The organism is Bacteroidales bacterium (genome assembly GCA_035342335.1).
Classification (GTDB): domain Bacteria; phylum Bacteroidota; class Bacteroidia; order Bacteroidales; family JAGONC01; genus JAGONC01.
The window spans coordinates 1-18,822 of the sequence record DAOQWY010000012.1; the positions used below are offsets into that span (position 1 = coordinate 1).

The 18,822-nt window shown below is 47.7% G+C and carries 14 protein-coding genes; 4 read left to right on the plus strand and 10 right to left on the minus strand.

Annotation, left to right across the window (positions count from 1 at the left end; translation table 11 throughout):
- Positions 1-190: 190 nt before the first annotated feature.
- The 5 genes from glsA to PKI34_07485 form a co-directional block, all read right to left on the minus strand.
- Entirely contained in the window at positions 191-1,225 is a 1,035-nt protein-coding gene (gene glsA, locus PKI34_07465; GenBank protein ID HNS17640.1) for a glutaminase A, read from the minus strand.
- Between the two features lie 178 nt (positions 1,226-1,403).
- Positions 1,404-2,612 (minus strand): DcaP family trimeric outer membrane transporter, encoded by a 1,209-nt coding sequence (locus PKI34_07470; protein ID HNS17641.1) that lies wholly within the window; start codon positions 2,610-2,612, stop codon positions 1,404-1,406.
- Between the two features lie 17 nt (positions 2,613-2,629).
- Positions 2,630-2,986 (minus strand): response regulator, encoded by a 357-nt coding sequence (locus tag PKI34_07475; GenBank protein HNS17642.1) that lies wholly within the window; start codon positions 2,984-2,986, stop codon positions 2,630-2,632.
- A 336-nt stretch (positions 2,987-3,322) separates the two neighbouring features.
- Positions 3,323-3,943 (minus strand): response regulator, encoded by a 621-nt coding sequence (locus PKI34_07480; GenBank protein HNS17643.1) that lies wholly within the window; start codon positions 3,941-3,943, stop codon positions 3,323-3,325.
- Positions 3,944-3,958: 15 nt separating this feature from the next.
- Positions 3,959-5,824: an ATP-binding protein gene (locus tag PKI34_07485; GenBank protein HNS17644.1), complete on the minus strand. Its 1,866-nt coding sequence runs from the start codon at positions 5,822-5,824 to the stop codon at positions 3,959-3,961.
- A gap of 156 nt (positions 5,825-5,980) precedes the next feature.
- Here PKI34_07485 and PKI34_07490 point away from each other — a divergent pair, with 156 nt between their 5' ends.
- Complete coding sequence (locus PKI34_07490; GenBank protein HNS17645.1) at positions 5,981-6,487, plus strand: SHOCT domain-containing protein; 507 nt, start codon at positions 5,981-5,983, stop codon at positions 6,485-6,487.
- A gap of 30 nt (positions 6,488-6,517) precedes the next feature.
- Here the strand turns inward: PKI34_07490 and PKI34_07495 are convergent, their stop codons facing one another.
- The 3 genes from PKI34_07495 to PKI34_07505 form a co-directional block, all read right to left on the minus strand.
- The gene (locus tag PKI34_07495; protein HNS17646.1) at positions 6,518-8,131 is read right to left on the minus strand and encodes a mechanosensitive ion channel family protein; all 1,614 of its coding nucleotides are present in this window, start codon (positions 8,129-8,131) and stop codon (positions 6,518-6,520) included.
- A gap of 185 nt (positions 8,132-8,316) precedes the next feature.
- Entirely contained in the window at positions 8,317-8,973 is a 657-nt protein-coding gene (locus PKI34_07500; GenBank protein ID HNS17647.1) for a YiiX/YebB-like N1pC/P60 family cysteine hydrolase, read from the minus strand.
- 45 nt (positions 8,974-9,018) lie between these two features.
- The gene (locus tag PKI34_07505; protein HNS17648.1) at positions 9,019-9,420 is read right to left on the minus strand and encodes a hypothetical protein; all 402 of its coding nucleotides are present in this window, start codon (positions 9,418-9,420) and stop codon (positions 9,019-9,021) included.
- 214 nt (positions 9,421-9,634) lie between these two features.
- Between PKI34_07505 and PKI34_07510 the strand changes: the two genes are divergently transcribed.
- From PKI34_07510 to PKI34_07520, 3 genes are all read left to right on the plus strand, one after another.
- On the plus strand, positions 9,635-12,049 hold the full coding sequence (locus PKI34_07510) for a TonB-dependent receptor (protein ID HNS17649.1): 2,415 nt from the start codon (positions 9,635-9,637) through the stop codon (positions 12,047-12,049).
- Between the two features lie 175 nt (positions 12,050-12,224).
- On the plus strand, positions 12,225-13,853 hold the full coding sequence (locus PKI34_07515) for a hypothetical protein (protein HNS17650.1): 1,629 nt from the start codon (positions 12,225-12,227) through the stop codon (positions 13,851-13,853).
- A 71-nt stretch (positions 13,854-13,924) separates the two neighbouring features.
- Positions 13,925-14,179, plus strand: a complete 255-nt coding sequence (locus PKI34_07520) for a GlsB/YeaQ/YmgE family stress response membrane protein (GenBank protein ID HNS17651.1) — start codon at positions 13,925-13,927, stop codon at positions 14,177-14,179.
- A gap of 25 nt (positions 14,180-14,204) precedes the next feature.
- Here PKI34_07520 and PKI34_07525 read toward each other — a convergent pair whose 3' ends face one another.
- Both PKI34_07525 and PKI34_07530 read right to left on the minus strand, forming a co-directional pair.
- Complete coding sequence (locus PKI34_07525) at positions 14,205-15,632, minus strand: efflux transporter outer membrane subunit (protein ID HNS17652.1); 1,428 nt, start codon at positions 15,630-15,632, stop codon at positions 14,205-14,207.
- A 1-nt stretch (position 15,633) separates the two neighbouring features.
- Positions 15,634-18,804, minus strand: a complete 3,171-nt coding sequence (locus tag PKI34_07530) for a multidrug efflux RND transporter permease subunit (GenBank protein ID HNS17653.1) — start codon at positions 18,802-18,804, stop codon at positions 15,634-15,636.
- Positions 18,805-18,822 lie beyond the last annotated feature (18 nt).

The following is an 18,822-nucleotide window of genomic DNA, read 5'->3' on the forward strand; positions in this document are numbered from 1 at the left end:
GACCATCAGGAAGATGATTCCAATCAAGTAGAATGCATGTTTTTTCATAGTGTTTTATTTAATTACATTTAGATGAAACGTCTATTGTACAAAATTACCTTTTCAGAGAGGATTCCGGAGTATTGACTCTCCGCTGGGCGTTTTAAAAGGATATATATTCACTTCACCACAAGCTTTATGTAGGTTTCTTTTACATTTTCGGTTGGATCAGGTACGGATTGGCTCTCAGCTTCTCCACAACATATTTTATCACCAGCTGTGCTTTCACACTGTTTCCTGCCGCATCCAACGGGGGTGAAACCACGGCAATGCCAAATTTACCGGGACAAACGGCCAATAAACCTCCACCGACACCACTCTTGGCAGGCAGCCCGGAATTGTAGAACCATATCCCAGAATCGTCATATAATCCGGCAGTGGCCATCACTGGCAGGGTGTACATGACCGTCTCGGGTGATACCACTTTTTTGCCAGTGACAGGATTGACCCCGCCGTTTGCCAGGGTGGCAGCCATCGTCGCCAGGTCCTTTGCATTTACGTTGATGGCGCACTGCTTGGTGTAAATATCCGTGGCTTCCACCGGATCGAAATACATCCTGCCATAAGCAAGAAGCAGGTGGGCGATTGCCTGGTTTCGCAGGTTATCCCCGGCTTCACTGATATAGACCGGCGTATTCAATCCGACTTTCCGCCCTGCAAAATCGCTGTGTACCTGGAGAATGTTTTTCCACTTTGCAGCGGAATCAGCACCGCTTATAAGGCTGCTTGCAGCGATGGCACCCGGATTGACGCATGGATTGATCTCTTTCCCTCTCATCCTCTCCACAGCTTCGATTGAGTTGAAAACCTCTCCTGTGGCGTCGACTCCAATTTTATCCTGAATTGCCTGATGCCCCTGTTCCTCGATTACCTTGGCCATGGTAAAGACTTTGGAAACGCTCTGGATGGAGACCATGGATTGTACATCCCCTTTCGTGTAAACCTGTCCATCCGTTGTAACCAGTGCAATGCCGAAAATGTTGGGATCGACATTGGCCAGTTCTTTAATATAATCCGCATTCTTACCATCCTTCACATCCTTGAATTCCGCATAGGCCTCGTCAAGAGCCTTTTGAATTTGATCTTTGGTTAAATCCTGGGCCTGCATGCTGAATGGCTTAATAAAAACTAACAGAGCGATGGTAACGGCCATCATCCTACCTGTTTTAGCTAAATGATTTTTCATGTTTAATAAATTTTGGAGTTTTACTAATCACTGGTATGAACCCCAGGGCAAGCCCTGGAACTTAATTCCCGGGCAAGCCCCGGGAAATTTACCCATTTACCCCTCCCCCGTCCCCTCCCCTGCTGGCAGGGGAGGGGTGCAGGGGTGGGGTACATTAAAAGCATCCGCTTTGGTTTGGTCATATCTTCTGCTTTTTGTACCATGCATGTCCAAAATTGTATTTGAATGAGAACTGGACCTTGAAGATATTGGTTTGCCAGCCATCCTTGTTCTCACGTGTACCATACTGTGCCTCGACACCCATCATTGCATTCTGGACGGGATAGTACAACAGGTTGGCCAGCGCGTAATGGCCTCTGTGATATTCAGAGTCATTCTGGCCATCGGTGTTATTGATATCGACCATCGAATACCCGAGGGAACTGCTGAACTTATCATTCCACTGCTGGTCGAGGAAAGCAACTACTCCCAATACCGGTAAGGGAATACCAAGGATAGGTTGTTCTTCATCGTCAAAGTTGTTCTTGATCCCCACATCGGCCGGCGCGTCGTTCATATAGTTCTCAATGCCTTCGCCATAAACTGCCTGGAACCTGCCCACAAGGCTCTTGTTAAATTTAATGTTTGAGCTGAGGTTCAATCCCCATCCGATCGCATGACCGGTGAGATCAAGCTTATCATCATTCATATCTTTCCAGGCCATGTAACGAAGGATCCCCGCCAGCTCAACATATCCAAATTTTCCTCCATACCGGTACTCTGCAGAAAAGTCAGGAACCGGAAAATGAGAACTAACGCCTTCAAGCTCAATACGATTGGAATACACTCCTTGGTCAGCACTGGCTCCGGGACGTTCAAGAGCGAATGTGAGACGTGTATCGCCCATGATAGGCATCCATCGTACCTGGATATTCCTGAAAAATACCATGCCGTTAGGTCCCCAGTACTCAACAGTATTCGGAAATACATCGATATCCATGAACGGGCTCCAATACTGCCCCACGCCAAAATGGCCCAGTTCGGCATACGCATGGCGCAAACGCAGGGTGGTCTGACCGGCATCCACCCCGGTACCGAACAATTCAAACTCGAAAATAGTTTTTATATCCCCCAGCCTGGTTGGTATCCAGGCCTTGGTGCCAAACCGGGTCTGCCGGACACTGAAAAAGAAATTGCCGTTCGTGCCGTATTCTCCCGCATAGGAAGGCAACTTGCTCGGACGGACCACATCGAACCAGTCAGGATGGATCTGGTTTGCGTTATAACCTGCATCCATCATCACAAATCCATAAATCTCAAAGATCTTCCGTTCTTCCTCTTCCTGAGCATAAACGGAGGAAAGGATGGCAGCAAACAGTACAATAATGAGTAATCTGAATGTTTTCATTATTTGAATGATTTATATTACACTGAATTGACCGAATACTTGATTAAATCTATCAATGCTTCACCATCCACCGGCTTCCGGAGGTACGCCAGTGCTCCGTAATTTTTTGCACATTCACGGCTGGCAGGTTCATCAAAGGCTGTTATGATAATTACCGGTACATGGATTTCTTCTTTAATAAAGTGTTCCAGCAAATCACAACCACCCATGCCTGGCATGTGCATATCCAGGATCAGCAGGTCCTGTTCAACCGGCTGACAGGATTCCAGAAAATCTTCTGCACTCCCAAAGCACTTACATTCCAGGTCTGCTGACTTAAGCAGCATCCCAAATCCCCTTCTCACATACTTATCATCATCAATGATATAGATCATGATTATACCTCTCTCCTTACACCTCCTCTTCAACCTGGAGAGAAGACCGGGATTGAGGTATTGCAAAATTAATCCGGGGGAATTGGCTTGTAAATAGTACTTTGGTTCTATAGAGACAGGCGGAGGGGACTGAATAAAAAGGATTACATCTCAACCCCCGTGAGGTTGTATCAAATGTACTTAACCACAAAGGAACACGAAGGTTTTCACAAAGGTACACAAAGTATTATCATTGATTATCAAAAACTTAGTGTTCCTTAGTGAAGTACTTTGAGTACCTTTGTGTTTAAAAAAGGCATTTTGATACATCCTCTGAAGGAGGAGAGGTGCACCTATCTATATGGAGAAGAGATTCAATTTTCCGGCCATTTGAACAATTTCGGCAACAGACTTAACGCCCAGCTTTTCCGTTATCTTCCCGCGATGAAGCTTGACGGTATGCTCGGTGATGTTCAACTCTGCCGCGATCTGTTTGTTCAGCATCCCGGTGATGAGGTATTTGAAAATTTCATACTCTCTTGGAGTTAGATTGCCGATCAGTGATCTGATCCGGGATGTTTCTTTTTGTTCCATTACCATCTGATGACTTAAATGTAATGCTTCCTCAATGGTATCCAGCAACTGCCTCTCATCGATGGGTTTTTGAAGAAAATTTACAGCACCCTTTTTTAATGCCTGGACACTCATGGGCACATCGCCCATGCCGGTGATATAAATGATGGGAAGGCATTGAAATTTGCTTTTTATTTCCTCCTGCAGCTCCAGTCCCGATTTCCCCTCAAGAAATATGTCCAGCAGGATACATCCGGCCCCGCTGTAATCCACGGTTTCCAAAAATTCTTCTACGCCGGCGAAGGATTCCGTGGCATAGCCCGAAGCATTCAGAAGCAACGAAATGCTGCGCCGGATGGGTTCATCATCGTCTATAATGAATATGCTGGAGTTATCATCCTTCATTCTTCATCCTTCATCCTAAATTGTTTTCAGCCTGAAAGAAAATTTCGCGCCTCCGTCAGGCATATTTTCGGCCCAGATCTCTCCCTGGTGGTCTTCAATGATCGAATGACTGATCGCCAGACCGATCCCGGTACCCTCCTTCCTGGTGGTCACAAAAGGTTTGAAAATTTTATCCATGATTGCATCCTCGATCCCCCTGCCCTTATCCCTCACCGAAACAGTTACATATTCATTATCTGTTAATTCTGTAATTGATACGGTCCTGTCATGTTGACTGACCTTATCCATCGCCTGAAAAGCATTTAAGATGAAATTCATGATCACCTGCTGGATCTGGGTCCGGTCGGCCACAATATTAACCGGTTCAGGGTTCAGGCTGGCATCCAATTTAATATTACGTTTAACCGCTTCGCCTGAATAAATAAGGATGAGTTCGTCGATCATTTCATTTAAGTTGACTTTTTCTTTCTCTCTCTTTTCAAGTTTCATCATCCCCCGGATACTGCTCAATATACTCGCCGTCCTTTTATCATCCTCCACGATATTTTCAAGAAGCTCTTTCATTAATTCAGGAGTTGCCTTGTTGGAATCAATGAACCGGATCCCCGCCTGTGCCGTGCTTAAAATGGCCGTCAGGGGCTGATTCAGCTCGTGTGAAAGAGAAGCCATTAACTGACCGGTCCTTAAAACCCTGTCTTCCCGGATCAGCTCTCTGTATTTATTTTCAGATTCGATGATCTGCTGTGTCATCACCTTTTGCCTTCTGTACAACCCTACAAGATTTAGAATCAACAGGGTTTGAAATACCAGAAAGAGTATGCCGCCAAGGATGAACCATTTATATTTGTCGAACACCCTGACCTCCCGGTATAGAATTGTACTTCCCTCCGGTATCCGTCTTGAATCAGCAATCTTCCATCGTTCAATCTGTCTCCAGTCAAAACGATAATCATAATAATCTTTCTCTGATACCTGTATTGCGTTTGGCTCAACTCCCTTTAATAATTTGATTGCAATTTCTCCTGCAAGCAATCCGGCTCTGCCAAAATTAATCATATAGCCGCCAATGGACCCTTCACCAAATCCTGTATCTGTGTAAGTAAACACAGGTGCAGTGGCTGCCTTGCTTATCAATCGTACCGATTCAGGATTATTATATGGAACCTGTTTGTTGTCAGTTGTAAAAGAGGAAATGATCACAAGACTGCTATCCGGAAGTTGACTGGCGATTCTAAGAGCATCATTCATCGTGGTATCTGTAATAAAAGTGATCTCTTTATGGCTGTCAATAAGATTTGCTGCTTTTTTCGACATGGCGCAATATAACTGGTCGCCATTCGAAATCCCACAGAAAATAAAGATGGATTTTGTGTCCGGAAAGAGCCCCAAGGCAGTGGCTATGGTCTTCTCAGCATGTAATTTTAAAGGTATCTCAACAGTTTGTTCGTTCAGGGAAATTTCGGTTGAAATACCATACGCGGAAAAATCAAGATCAATGGATATGTTGGGGAGGCTGAGAAGATGATTGTCTGCATAATTCTTTAATGTGCTCACAATATCAATCCCAACACAGATGACCAGATCCAGGTCCGCATTTTTGTACTTATCATTGTAGATGTTAAATCTTTCCCGGGGATAGTTATCTTTGGGATGACGATCTGTTTCGAGATACTCAATATTCAGGTCGTAGGAATAACCATATTCACGGGTAAGCTGAGTCCGTATTCCATCAAGAATGACCCGGTATGCCGGAGTGGTCGGAACAAGTGAAAAAAGAACAAGGATATTCTTATTCGGTAGAGTCTGTTTCGGATGACCAAAAGAAAGATCAAAAAAGATGATGAAAATGAATAAGAGTGATATTATTCCTTTGTTAGCCATTCTGTTATCATGTAAAGATAACCGTGCCTGAGCAATAGCGGCTCAAATATAATGCATTCCTGCCATAGAACCAAAGTACTATTTACAAGGCCTTCCTGACGAGCTAAATTTGCAAGGATATTCAAACCAGTCCATAATAAAACCTAAATGTAAAAAATGAAAACAACCCTATTTCTTTCCGTCATTCTCCTGTTGGTTGCTACAACCTTTACGCAGGCACAAAGCAAAAAAGATCTTGAAACGGATTATGCAAAGTGCATAACTGCCAGGGACTCTCTTCAAGAAGCTCTTACCGGGCTTTCTGCAGTGTATGATTCAATTAATAAAGTCTGCATTGCATATGACACCATGTACAGCGTAATAAAGAAAAAAGTGATTCTTCATGATTTCGATCCGGCAAATGCGGAAGCTTTGATTGATTCTCTGGCAACACACCGGGAATCCATTTTTTCAGGGCTCAGCACATCTCTGAATGATAGCATCGCAGCCCTGCATGAAGAAAATACCGAACTTAAGGCATCTCTTGAGATCCTTAAAGCAGAAGCTGCAGACAAAACAAAGCTGGTCAATGATTTAAAGCAATTAAAAGAACTTCTTGATTCCGGGATCATTACGCAGGAGGAGTTTGATGCCAAAAAAGCAAGGCTGCTGGAAAACCTATGATCATTGAAAGGAGAGAGGAAAATGGAGATATTATTTCTCATTTCTCCTCTCTCCTCTCTCCTCTCTCCTCTCATTTGCCAGCGGTGCATACCACTGCTCTTTGGGTACTACTTTCGGTGTTTCGGGATCTCCTTCGTATGCCGGAGTCATGATCTGGACGTTGTTCTCGTTGAATACATCCAGGATGTTCTGGTGCAGCAGTGTATACAGCACTGGCAGCTTTGAGGCGTCGTCGCAATAGGCATTGATCTCATAGTTAACAGCAAAATCGCCCAGGGATTGTTTAATGACAAAGGGTGGCGGTTCCTTTAAGAGTCCCTCCGTCCGGTCGGCAGCCAGTTTCAGCATGGCATCCACCTGGCGCCAGGGTGTTTCATATCCGATCCCAACCGTTGTATGCAGGATCAATCCTATATCTTTCGCCCTTTTACTGTAATTCACGATATTGCTGCTCAACATAGTGGAATTAGGGATCACGACATCTTCGTTCTTGTGTGTGCGCACACGGGTAACCATCAGTTTTTGTTCTTCCACAAAACCGATAACATCTCCGACCTGAATCCGGTCCCCTTTTTTAAATGCCCCCCGGTAGGTCATCGAATACCCGGCAATGATATTGGCGATGAAGGATGACGAACCCAGGGATAACAGAACGCCCAGAAACACGGAAATCCCTTTAAATGCACTTGTATTGGATCCGGGGATGTAAGGATAGGCGATGACCAGCGCAAAAATGATGATCACCAGCCTTAAGATCTTAAATGTAGGTATGGCCCAATCCGGGTCGAACTTCGCCATTGAAATCCCGCCCTCCTGAATACCAGCAAAGAGCAATTTGATCAACTTGAGCAAGTAACGTGTTACCAGGTAAATAACGATAAGAAAAGCCAGGCTGGGTAAAAATCCCAGGAGTCCTTTTCCCAGTTTTATAACCGGATCAAGAAATAATCCCAGGGTGTAGGTGGCTACTTTGTTGGTCCAGGGAAACTGGCCAAGCACATACTGAAAGAACCCGGCAATCAGGAGAATGATGACAACAATACGAAAGGCCTTGAAGAAAAGAAAATAGGCCTTCCAAAGCTGCTGGGACCGGATAAGACGGAAAGAAATATTTTCCACACTGCTTATCTTCGATTGTATCCTTTTTTCGAGTATGGTTCTTATTCGCCTTATCAACCACAGTAATCCGATCATAAGAACAACCAAAATTGCTGTGGCAACCAGTGCATTAATTAATTTAGTTTTCAATGCAGGGCCGCTTCGTTCGTACCTGAAGGAGTCGATGGCAGCTTTTACCTTTTGCTGGATGATTTCGGCAAGCAGGGTCCGGGTGCTCCCTTCCACAGCGGCATCAGCATCGTAAACATTCATAATCACTTCTTCTCCGGCATAGATCATCGCTTTATCCCCTCTGGCAATGATCTTCACCGAATCGGAAGAAACAGAAGCATTGGCTGCTGCTCTTTCGATTCGTTTACTGATACTGGCTGCGCGCTGTTCGGCAGGAACAGAGGGGCTGCCGCGGACGGAGAACAGTGTTTTCCCATCCACTTTCACTGGCGCAGTATTTATCTGAATTCCATCCAGTTCAGGATCCAGGTCGCTGCTCTCCTGCCCGGTGGAAAGGGAAGGGATAAAAATCAAAAAAATTACGATGCATAAAATCAGATGTGTTACTCGTCCAGTGATGGCTAATAATTTCATTTTGCAGCTCATGTGAATTTATTTTTTTCTTGGAATACAGCTTCGATTTTTCCATCGCTTATTGCCTTTTTTAGCATGGCATGATCGCGTTCGGTCTGATTGGCATAGGCAATCGAAAAATCAGTCTAAGCTGAACCGTTTTTCAGCCTGCACATATCCTCAAGGGAATCTTTACAGGAACAGTCCCTGGAAGCCGATTGCCAGCAAGTGACTGTCTGCCAGCTTTCACGCGATTCAAAAATAGCCTGTGGATTGAGGATCTTACCTCGCAACTGCTGATTCATTACCTGCCGCTGTGGTAAATGACGGCAGGCAAGCATGTAAGCCCAATAGATCAGCTGAGAACAATAAAAAGCCTTTTTCCCATGCAGAAAAGTGTAATTGTACGGGTAACCAACCACTCTCCGGACATACCTGCATGTTTCCTCCATGAGCGAGGCATCACAAAAAGTTGGACGAAGTACGACGTAATCATCCACTGCTGTGATGAAATCGTCAATCTTTTTCAGTTCGACGCCTTTGCTGGTGGCCTCGATCAGGATCTCGTTATCAATAATGATGGCTGAATGTTTCCAGTAACCCTTGATGAATAGATTCGTAAATTCAAATTCCTTATGCGACAGGATGATCATCCCCGGCTGCAACAGGTGCCGAATGGTTTCCGCATCCGTTCCCGCGCACTTGTATGGCCTCCCAAACCTCCAGTTAATCTTATTGGAAAGGAATAAGGCCGGATAAAATGTCAACCGAAAACGATAATTCAACAACCTTAAGCGCTTCATCTAATCAATCGTTTTGATTTTTGAAATTTGCTTTTTGCTCTTTTTTTACTTTTTTCGCCTCACCTCAACATTCACCTTCCACACATTCACCGGCGATATGACAAACTCCCGCCACTGGATATCACCCGGCTTCATCTCAAACTCAAGGTAATTATCATACCCTTCCTTGGTGAACAGCTCATCAGGCAGCGGATCAAACTCGTTCAGGTAGGGCCGGTATTTGCAGGGTGTCAGCTCAACGATCAAGGTCTCCGCACTTACATTGCGGAACTCGAACAAACGATTCTTTGTATCCGGGATATACTCCGTTTTCACTTTGATGAAATCATCATATTCACGGATATACAGGCTTTCATCGGGTTTCTGCTGGCCTGACGCGAACAGGGGAAGCATCAGGCAAAGAATGAAAACCGACAGGCTTGCGCACAGAATTTTTGGGATGCTCATGGAGTGTGTCATTGGATGTGGGATGTAAAGATAATATTCTGATTGAAAATAGCAAAAATTGTCATGGGAAAAAGCTGCTTATCAATAATCCGGCCATCCCCTCAGTGAGCCTCTGTGGTAAATCAGATAATCCTTACCTTTGGCCACTAAAAGTGAAGATCGCCGCTTCCATAGTATTCTTTTTCCTTCTGATGTTCCCGTCGACATTATTCCTATGAAGAAAATAGTTATATCATTATTTGTTCTGCAGATAATCATTTGTCATGTATTCGCTCAGGAACTGATCATCAAAGACAGGGTGACCCATCAGCCCCTGGAGATGGTAGCTGTTTACCGCCATAATCCTACGGTGGCAGTTATAACGAACTTCAAAGGCCGGGTCAATATCTCCGAACTTCAGGGTGCAGACAGCATTTTCATTCAGTTGCTCGGATATAACCCTGAGATCTTTTCCTATGATCAGCTGAAAAAGATGCAGTTCAGGCTGTACCTTGACCAGGCCGATTTCTCCCTGGATGAGGTGGTGATTTCTGCCACACGCTGGGAGCAGAGCAAACGGGATGTTCCACAGAAGATCACCATGATCAAGCCCACAGAGGTTGCCCTGCAGAATCCTCAAACTGCTGCCGACATGCTCCAGGCGACCGGGGAGGTTTTTGTTCAGAAAAGCCAGCTCGGAGGGGGAAGCCCCATGATCAGGGGATTTTCCACAAACAGGCTGCTGATCGTGGTGGACGGCGTCAGAATGAATACCGCTATTTTCCGGAGCGGCAACCTGCAAAATATAATCTCTCTGGATCCCATGGCCATTGAAAAAACCGAAGTGGCCTACGGTCCTGGCTCCCTGATCTATGGAAGCGATGCCATCGGAGGAGTGATGAGTTTCTACACCCTGACTCCCTCCCTTGCAACAGAAGACAAACCGCTGGTAAAAGGGAATGCGTTGGTCAGGTGGTCATCAGCCGACATGGAAAAAACCGGACACCTTGATTTTGCGATCGGTTTGAAAAAATGGGCATTCGTCACCAGTGGAACCTATTCGGATTATGATGACGTAAAAATGGGCAGACATGGCCCCGAGATCAACTACCTGAGAAAGTCCTATGTGAAAACGATCGACGGAAAGGACACTCAGTTGACCAATCCGGATTCGCTGGTACAGGTGCCCTCGGGCTACCACCAGATCAATGTCATGCAAAAGATCCGGTTTCAGCCCAATGACCGGTGGAATTTCAATTATGGGTTTCATTTTTCGACCACTTCTGATTACTCCCGGTATGACCGGCTGCTCAGGGAAAAAAATGGGCAGCTTCGTTCCGCGGAGTGGTATTATGGTCCCCAGAAATGGATGATGCATACGCTTGGTTTAACCAACAGGCAGGAAACCGGAATCTACGATAACCTCAACATGACACTGGCCTGGCAAAATTTTGAGGAAAGCCGCCACGACCGCGACTTCGGTGACACTGAGCTCAGGCACCGTACTGAAAAAGTGAATGCCTGGTCATTGAACATTGATCTGGAAAAAGAGCTGGGAGAAAAACAGGGATTGTATTATGGCGTGGAGGCATTGGTCAACACCGTGGAATCGGTCGGGGAAGACGAAGACATCTCGACAGGCACCCGCATCCCTGGTCCCGCGAGGTATCCAAGCCCCTCCGACTGGAAATCGTTTGCCGGTTATGTGAACTACCGTATCAAACCCTTAACTCAGCTTACCCTGCAGGCCGGCTTGCGTTACAACCAGGTGATGCTCAGCGGTGATTTCGACACAACATTCTACCCGCTGCCTTTCTCTGACTTTGACATCAACACCGGCGCACTCACGGGAAGTCTGGGGATGGCCTGGATCCCCGGTGAATCCTGGCAGGTCAACCTGAATCTTTGCACCGGATTCCGTACGCCAAACATTGATGATGTGGGAAAGGTCTTCGACTCGGAACCGGGTTCCGTTGTAGTACCCAATCCGGATCTCAAAGCTGAATACGCCTGGAACGGTGAACTGAGCCTGACGAAATTATTCGGGCAAATCCTGAAACTGGACATCACCGGATACTACACGTACCTGAACGATGCCATCGTCCGGCGGGATTTTACACTGAATGGCATGGACAGCATTCTGTACGATGGTGAGATGAGCCAGGTTCAGGCGATGCAGAACGCGGCTTACGCCTATGTTTACGGCATTCAGGCAGGAGTTGAACTGAAGCTGCCGGAGGGTTTCAAGATCCTGTCAAAGTTCAACTATCAAAAGGGGGAAGAAGAACTGGACGACGGAACCTTGGGACCTCTCCGGCATGCTGCCCCCTGGTTCGGCTCCACCAATCTGATCTGGAAACACGAACGGTTTACTGCTGACCTGTCTGGTGTGTACAACGGTGAGATTCCCTATGATGAACTGGCGCCGGAGGAACAGGGCAAAGACTATATGTATGCGGTGGATCCTGACGGGAATCCGTACTGCCCTTCCTGGTACACCCTCAACATCAAGGCCATGTACCAGGTCACCAATTTCCTGATGGTGAGTGCAGGGATCGAGAACCTGACCGACCAGCGCTACCGGCCGTATTCATCCGGGATCGTAGCTGCAGGAAGGAATTTCATTGTTTCCCTGAAGGGGAGCTTTTGATAAGAGGATGCATCATAGGTTCTTAACCACAAAGGAACACAAAGGATTTCACAAAGGTACACAAAGATATATATCTGATAATAAATTACTTAGTGTTCCTTCGTGATATACTTTGTGTACCTTCGTGGTTAAATAAAACACTTATGATACAACCTCTTAATTATAATTATTTTAAATGTTAAAAAAAGGATATTTACATACCATTAGCCGTAAAGCGGGATTATCCGGGATGGCCTGCTGGCTGGTCGTTCTGATCCTGCTCTACTCCAACCTGGAGTATGGCTTCTGGCGCATCGAAGGCAGAATCATTGCAGGGGATGTCGTTTCTTATTACCAGTATCTTCCCGCTGTGTTCGTTCACCACGACATCACCATGGAGTTCGCTCACCGCAATCCCGAAGAATACCGTGACCATTTCTGGGCACATCCTTCGGAAAACGGGAAGTATGTGGGTAGAATGACCATCGGAATGTCGGTGCTGTATTCCCCTTTTTTTCTCTCAGCACATGCACTTGCCCGGCCTTTGGGATATGAGGCGGACGGATTTTCCCCGCCCTACAAATTCGCACTGATCCTTTCCTGCCTGTTTTATGTGTTCACCGGATTATGGTTTTTGCGTAAGGCTCTTCTGCGCTATTATTCAGAGCCTTATACGGCCGTTACGATCCTGATCCTCGGGCTGGCCACGAACCTTTACTTTTATTCCGTCATCGAGCCACCGATGTCGCATGCCTTCAGTTTCAGCCTGATCGCCTGCCTTGTTTACGTGATCATGCGCTGGTATGCCGAACCTGCCCTGATCCGTGCGGGTTCCCTGGGATTGATTGCAGGGTTGATCATCCTGGTGCGGCCTGTCAACATCGTATTCATGCCACTTGTGATTCTCTGGGGAGTCGGAGGCTGGTCGGCATTCCGGGAACGGATCAGCTTCCTTTTGAAGAAATGGATCCACCTGCTCCTCATGCTGATGGTCGCCTTTCTGATCCTGTTGCCGCAGTTTCTTTACTGGCATCTGACAACCGGGCAGTGGATCTATTACGGTTATGGCCAGGAGCGGTTCTTCTTCAGCAATCCCCATATTTTTCAGGGATTATTCAGTTACCGCAATGGCTGGCTGGTTTACACACCCGTGATGATCTTTTCCATCATGGGAATGTTTTTAACATTCAAACAGTATCGCAGGCTTTACATCCCCATTTTGGGTGTCTGGCTGGTCTTCCTCTACGTGACCTTTTCCTGGTGGTGCTGGTGGTATGCAGCAGGATTCGGCATCCGGGCCATGATCGACTCCTATGCATTGCTGGCCTTTCCGCTGACGGCCTTCACCGCATGGATTCTTCAAAAAAAATTTGTCATCCGCCTGCTTTACCTTATAGTCATCGGAGCTTTCATTTCGCTCAATGTATTTCAGACCTATCAGTACTACACGGGAGCCATCCACTGGGGATCCATGTCAAGGGAAGCATACTGGGATTCGTTTCTGCGACAAGATCCTTCCGGAAACTTCAGAGAACTGCTGAAGCATCCGGATTATGATCTGGCAAAAAAGGGGATCCGTGGTTTCAGTCATTTTGAAAAACCACAGGAGATCCCTGTCGAAATGATGGATACGACGGGGAGGGCGGCTTTTATCAGGGAGGCTGAGAACGTGATCCGGAACGATTCCGCCTGGTACAATCTGGTGCTGAAAAAATCCTCCCGTAAAAATATTCCGGTGGAAGAAGTCCTCTTTAAGGAAGCGCTCTGGATATGGAATCAGAAGCAGGAAAAAAGAATCCGTTCAGAGGATATCGATGGCAAATGAATTTTTTACGTGAATTATGCTTTATTTTGTAATATATTTTTTCGTTAACCAATAAGAAAAGGAGGTTTTTTATGGGAATTTTATCCTGGATTGTCATTGGACTGATCGCTGGGGTTATCGCTAAATTCATCATGCCCGGCAAAGATCCGGGCGGACTGATCATTACCATTCTGATCGGGATTGCCGGTGGTTTGATTGGTGGCTATATTGGGACGTTACTTGGGCTTGGCAGTGTAAAGGGATTTGACTGGAAAAGCATCCTGCTGGCCGTAGCCGGTTCCATTCTGTTGCTGCTTATTCTCCGGTTATTCAGAAAAAAAGCCTGATAAATTGTCGATTTAAAAGTTTAATTTATTCAGTCCTGGGTTTGGCAGTGTCTGCTTCTTTCTCTTCTTTAGAAATCCAGCCTCCCCCCAGTGCTTTATAGAGCGTTACATAGGAAGTGAGCAGTTCCCGCAGGGTCAGTGATGCATTCAGCTCTGTGTTGAAAAGGGTCCGTTCCGAATCCAGCACTTCCAGGTAGCTTGTCACGCCCCCGTCGTACCGTGACCGTGACAGCAGAGCCGCATTCTGGGCTGCCATTTTCTGCCTGTTTAACGCTTCCAGTTCAGTCCTGTAGGTACTTACACCGATGAGTCCATCTTCCACCTCGCGGAATGCCTGCAGCACGGTCTGTTCATAATCCATCAGTGCCTGCTGGTAGCGTTGCCTTTCCATTTCGACCCGCCGTTTGTTTTTATTGAAATTAAAGATCGGTCCGAGTACGCCACCGCTGACCGACCAGGCGGCACTGACAGCCGAAAAGGTAAGTTCAGGGCTGGCGGCTCCAAACAATCCGGTAAGGCTGAAAGAAGGGAACCGAACAGCCTGAGCCACGCCGATCGAGGCATTCTGTGCTACCAGCGCCTGCTCAGAATACAGAATATCCGGCCTGCGTGCCAGCAGGTCAGAAGGCAGGCCCGGAGGAATATCCGGCGGCATGGGCTGGTTGTTCAGATCCAATCCGCGGTCAATGGTTCCGGGCATCTGGCCCAGCAGGATCGACAGGGCATGCTCGGTTTGAGCCACCGCCCTTTCATATTGCGGTATATAGGCTGCAGCAATGTTCTCCTGGATCTCAGCCTGATTCAAATCAATTTCCGGCACAATCCCTTTTTTAAATCGTTCGTTAATGATCCAGGTGGATTCTTTCCGCGACTCAAGGGTCTGGCGGGAGATGGCCAGCTGATTGTCAAAATCGAGAAGCTGGTAATAAGCAGAAGTCACTGCCGCGATCAGGCTGATCATCACGGACCGGTAGCCGTACTCGGTGGCCAGCAGGTTTGCCCTGGCGGCTTCCGTGGCGCTGCGGTATTTCCCCCAGAAATCAATTTCCCACGACAGAAAGGGAGCTGCGTACCAGGTGTTATGGTTGGCTGTGTTCCCGGAACTAAGAACCGGACTCAGGTTCCCGCCCTGGATATCCACCTCATACCCGATGACCGGCCACATATCGGCCCTGGTATAGCCAATGGACGCTTTAGCTTCCTCAATGCGGGCAACTGCCAGCCTGACATCCCTGTTTTCGGCCAGTGCCGTCTGGATCAGTTTCTCCAATTGAGGATCCTGAAAGAGGGTCCACCATTCCAGATTCAAGGCAGAATCCTGGAAAATGGTATCGGAATAAGTAAAACGATCAGGTGTTTGAACGATTGGCTTCTGATACTTTGGCCCCACCATGCATCCTGACAGGATGGTTGCCAGCAGGATCACTGTCAGGTGAATACTATGTTTTTTCATATCATTCATTTTCTTTTACGATGGTAGATTGAAGCTGTTTACTGGCTCGCTTCTTTTCATATCCACCCAGTTTGCCGATGAGAACGAACAGCATGGGGTAAATGAACACGCCGAGTATGGTGGCGATCAGCATGCCGGCAAAAACGGCGACACCCATCACGTTGCGCGCCTGGGAGCCTGCACCGCTGGCTGTGATCAGGGGCACCACACCCAGAATGAAAGCAAAGGATGTCATAAGGATCGGACGCAGACGCAGTTTGGCACCTTCGATGGCCGCTTCCATGAGGGACAATCCCTCTTCGAACTTGTCTTTGGCATATTCAACGATCAGGATCGCATTTTTGGCAGCCAGGGCCAGCAGCAGGATGAGCGAGACCTGGGCAAAGATATTCAGGACATAAAAATCAGAGCTGAAGCGGGCGATCCATATTCCCAGGAAAGCGCCGAAAATGGCAAAGGGCGTTCCAAGCAGGATAGTGAATGGCAGCGACCAGCTTTCATACTGGGCAGATAGGATCAGGAATACAAATACCAGAGAGAACACGAAAATTACTCCGGCCGTTCCCGAGGCCTTTTTCTCCTGGAACGACATGGCATTCCAGGCATATCCCACGTCATCCGGCAGCACCTGGTCCGCCACTTCTTCCAGCGCATCAAGGGCCTGTGCCGAGCTGTATCCGGGCGCCGGCCCGCCGGTCACCTCGGCAGCCCGGTACATATTGAACCGGAACGTAAATTCAGGGCCGCTTATGTTCTCCACCGTCGCGATAGAACTGAGCGGGATCATCTTTCCCTCGTTGTTCTTGATAAAGAACAGATCCATATCCTCTTCCGTCAGCCTGTATTCAGGTTCTGCCTGGAGATAGGACTTGTAGACACGGCCGAACCGGTTGAAGTCGTTCACATAGGTTCCGCCCAGGAATGCGCTGACGGTATTGTACACATCGTTCAGGCTCAGGCCCATCTTCATGGCCTTTTCCCTGTCCACATCCAGGTAGCGCTGGGGAGTAGAGGCCTGATAAGTGGTGAAGGCCGAACCGATCTCAGGCCGCTGGCGGGCAGCCTGAATGAACTTCTGGGTCTGTTGGGCCAGGTACAGTGGCGTATTGCTGCTGCCCTTGTCCTGGATCATGATACTGAAACCGGAACCGTTTCCCAGACCCGGTATGGCAGGTGGACCAAAGGCAAAGCTGGGTGCTTCCTGTATGGTTGTTGAAAATTCACGGTTCAGTTTGTGGATGAGCTTGTACACCTGGCCCTCCTTTCCGCGTTCACCCCACTCTTTGCAGGCAACAAAAATGAATACGGAGTTGGTTGAAAAGCCACCGGTGAGCATACTGTAACCGGGAATGCTGGTCGAAAACTCCACCTCATCATGGGCCGAAAGGATCTTTTCGATCTTCCGGGCCACCTGGTCGGTACGCTGTAAAGAGGCTGCTTCCGGCAACTGAGCATTGATAAAGAAATAGCCCATGTCTTCTTCCGGAATGAATCCGCCGGGGATGACTTTACCCAGTACACCTGCCAGAAACAGAAAGATTACGATAAAGACCACTCCGCGGGTGGCCTTCCGTGCCACCACATGGGCAAAACTGGTGTATTTTTCGTTGGCTTTGTTGAATCCTTTGTTAAATCCACCAAAAAATTTACCGACGATGCCCTTTACCGGTTTTGGTTTTTTCAGCAGGAGGGAACTCAGGGCAGGGCTCAGGGTAAGGGAGTTCAGGGCGGAAAAGACAACCGACACGGCGATGGTGATGGCGAACTGCTGGTAAAGGCTGCCGGTGATCCCACTGATGGCAGCCACCGGTATAAAGACAGCCACCAGAACCAGTGTAGTGGCGACAATGGGACCAGTGACTAGTTTCATGGCTCTGACCGTAGCATCCCTGGGCGTCATCCCATGCTCAATATTGACCATCACCGCCTCCACTACCACGATAGCATCGTCAACCACGATCCCGATGGCGAGAATGATCCCCAGCAGTGATAAGGTATTGATCGAAAATCCAAACAGGGGGAACATGATGAATGCTCCAACAAGTGATACAGGAACTGCAAGCATAGGGATCAGCATGGCCCTCCAGTTCTGAAGGAAGATGAACACAACAAGGATCACCAGGAGAAGGGCTTCGTACAGGGTCTTGATGATCTCATGGATCCCCTCGGAGATGGCCAGGGTGGTATCGAGGGATACATCGTATGTCAGATCCTGTGGAAAATCCTTTGCCAGATCAGCCATGGTCGCCTTCACCTGGGCAGCCAGGTCCATCACATTGGATCCGGGACTCTGGTAGATAGCAAGAACGCCTGCATCCTCTCCGTTAAGCCGGGCATACATTTTGTAACTTTCCGTACCCATTTCGATGCGGGCAAGATCTTTCAGCCTGACCTGAAATCCCTCCGCACTCTGACGCACCACGATGCTGCCGAATTCTTCCTCAGTCTGCAAGCGGTCCTTGAGACGGACAGTATATGTAAAATCTGTGCCCGGAGGAGCAGGTTCCCCGCCGAATTTACCACCGGCCACAATTACATTCTGTTGTTTGATGGCATTGATCACCTCATTGACCGTAATCCCCATCTGGGCCATCCGGTCAGGTTTGATCCAAATCCGCATGGAGTAATCACCCACTCCGAATACATCGACTCTGCCTGCTCCAGGGATGCGTGCCAGGATATCTGCTACATTGATCTTGGTAAAATTACTCAGGAAGACCTTATCATACGTCTTATTCGGTGATGTCAGCGAAATCAGCAGAACCGGGAAAGCAAGGGCTTTCTTGGTGGAAACCCCCAGTCGTTTTACTTCATCCGGCAATTTCGGGGTAGCGGAAGAAACCCTGTTCTGTGTCAGCACATTGCTCATATCCGGATCGGTTCCCACCTCAAAGGACACCCGGATGGTCATCGCACCATCATTGGTGTTGATCGACTGCATGTAGATGCTGTTCTCCACGCCGTTGATATCCTGTTCCAGCGGTGTGGCCACCGACTGTTCCACGTCCATTGAACTGGCTCCTGTATAGAAGGCCGTCACCTGTACCATCGGCGGTGTAATGTCAGGATACTGGGCAATCGGTAAACTCAGGATCGAAATCACGCCAAGGATCACGATAAAGATCGAGATGACCATGGCAACGATCGGCCGTCTTACAAAAAATTCTGCCATCTGATTTCGGGATTAGAG

What these genes read in the sequence shown, in the direction of transcription:
- PKI34_07485 (HNS17644.1), bottom strand. Translation starts at nt 5,824, where the DNA reads ATGGCTAACAAAGGAATAATATCACTCTTATTCATTTTCATCATCTTT.
- PKI34_07510 (HNS17649.1), top strand. Translation starts at nt 9,635, where the DNA reads ATGAAGAAAATAGTTATATCATTATTTGTTCTGCAGATAATCATTTGT.
- PKI34_07520 (HNS17651.1), top strand. Translation starts at nt 13,925, where the DNA reads ATGGGAATTTTATCCTGGATTGTCATTGGACTGATCGCTGGGGTTATC.
- PKI34_07475 (HNS17642.1), bottom strand. Translation starts at nt 2,986, where the DNA reads ATGATCTATATCATTGATGATGATAAGTATGTGAGAAGGGGATTTGGG.
- PKI34_07480 (HNS17643.1), bottom strand. Translation starts at nt 3,943, where the DNA reads ATGAAGGATGATAACTCCAGCATATTCATTATAGACGATGATGAACCC.
- PKI34_07525 (HNS17652.1), bottom strand. Translation starts at nt 15,632, where the DNA reads ATGAAAAAACATAGTATTCACCTGACAGTGATCCTGCTGGCAACCATC.
- PKI34_07500 (HNS17647.1), bottom strand. Translation starts at nt 8,973, where the DNA reads ATGAAGCGCTTAAGGTTGTTGAATTATCGTTTTCGGTTGACATTTTAT.
- PKI34_07530 (HNS17653.1), bottom strand. Translation starts at nt 18,804, where the DNA reads ATGGCAGAATTTTTTGTAAGACGGCCGATCGTTGCCATGGTCATCTCG.
- glsA (HNS17640.1), bottom strand. Translation starts at nt 1,225, where the DNA reads ATGAAAAATCATTTAGCTAAAACAGGTAGGATGATGGCCGTTACCATC.
- PKI34_07470 (HNS17641.1), bottom strand. Translation starts at nt 2,612, where the DNA reads ATGAAAACATTCAGATTACTCATTATTGTACTGTTTGCTGCCATCCTT.
- PKI34_07515 (HNS17650.1), top strand. Translation starts at nt 12,225, where the DNA reads ATGTTAAAAAAAGGATATTTACATACCATTAGCCGTAAAGCGGGATTA.
- PKI34_07490 (HNS17645.1), top strand. Translation starts at nt 5,981, where the DNA reads ATGAAAACAACCCTATTTCTTTCCGTCATTCTCCTGTTGGTTGCTACA.
- PKI34_07505 (HNS17648.1), bottom strand. Translation starts at nt 9,420, where the DNA reads ATGAGCATCCCAAAAATTCTGTGCGCAAGCCTGTCGGTTTTCATTCTT.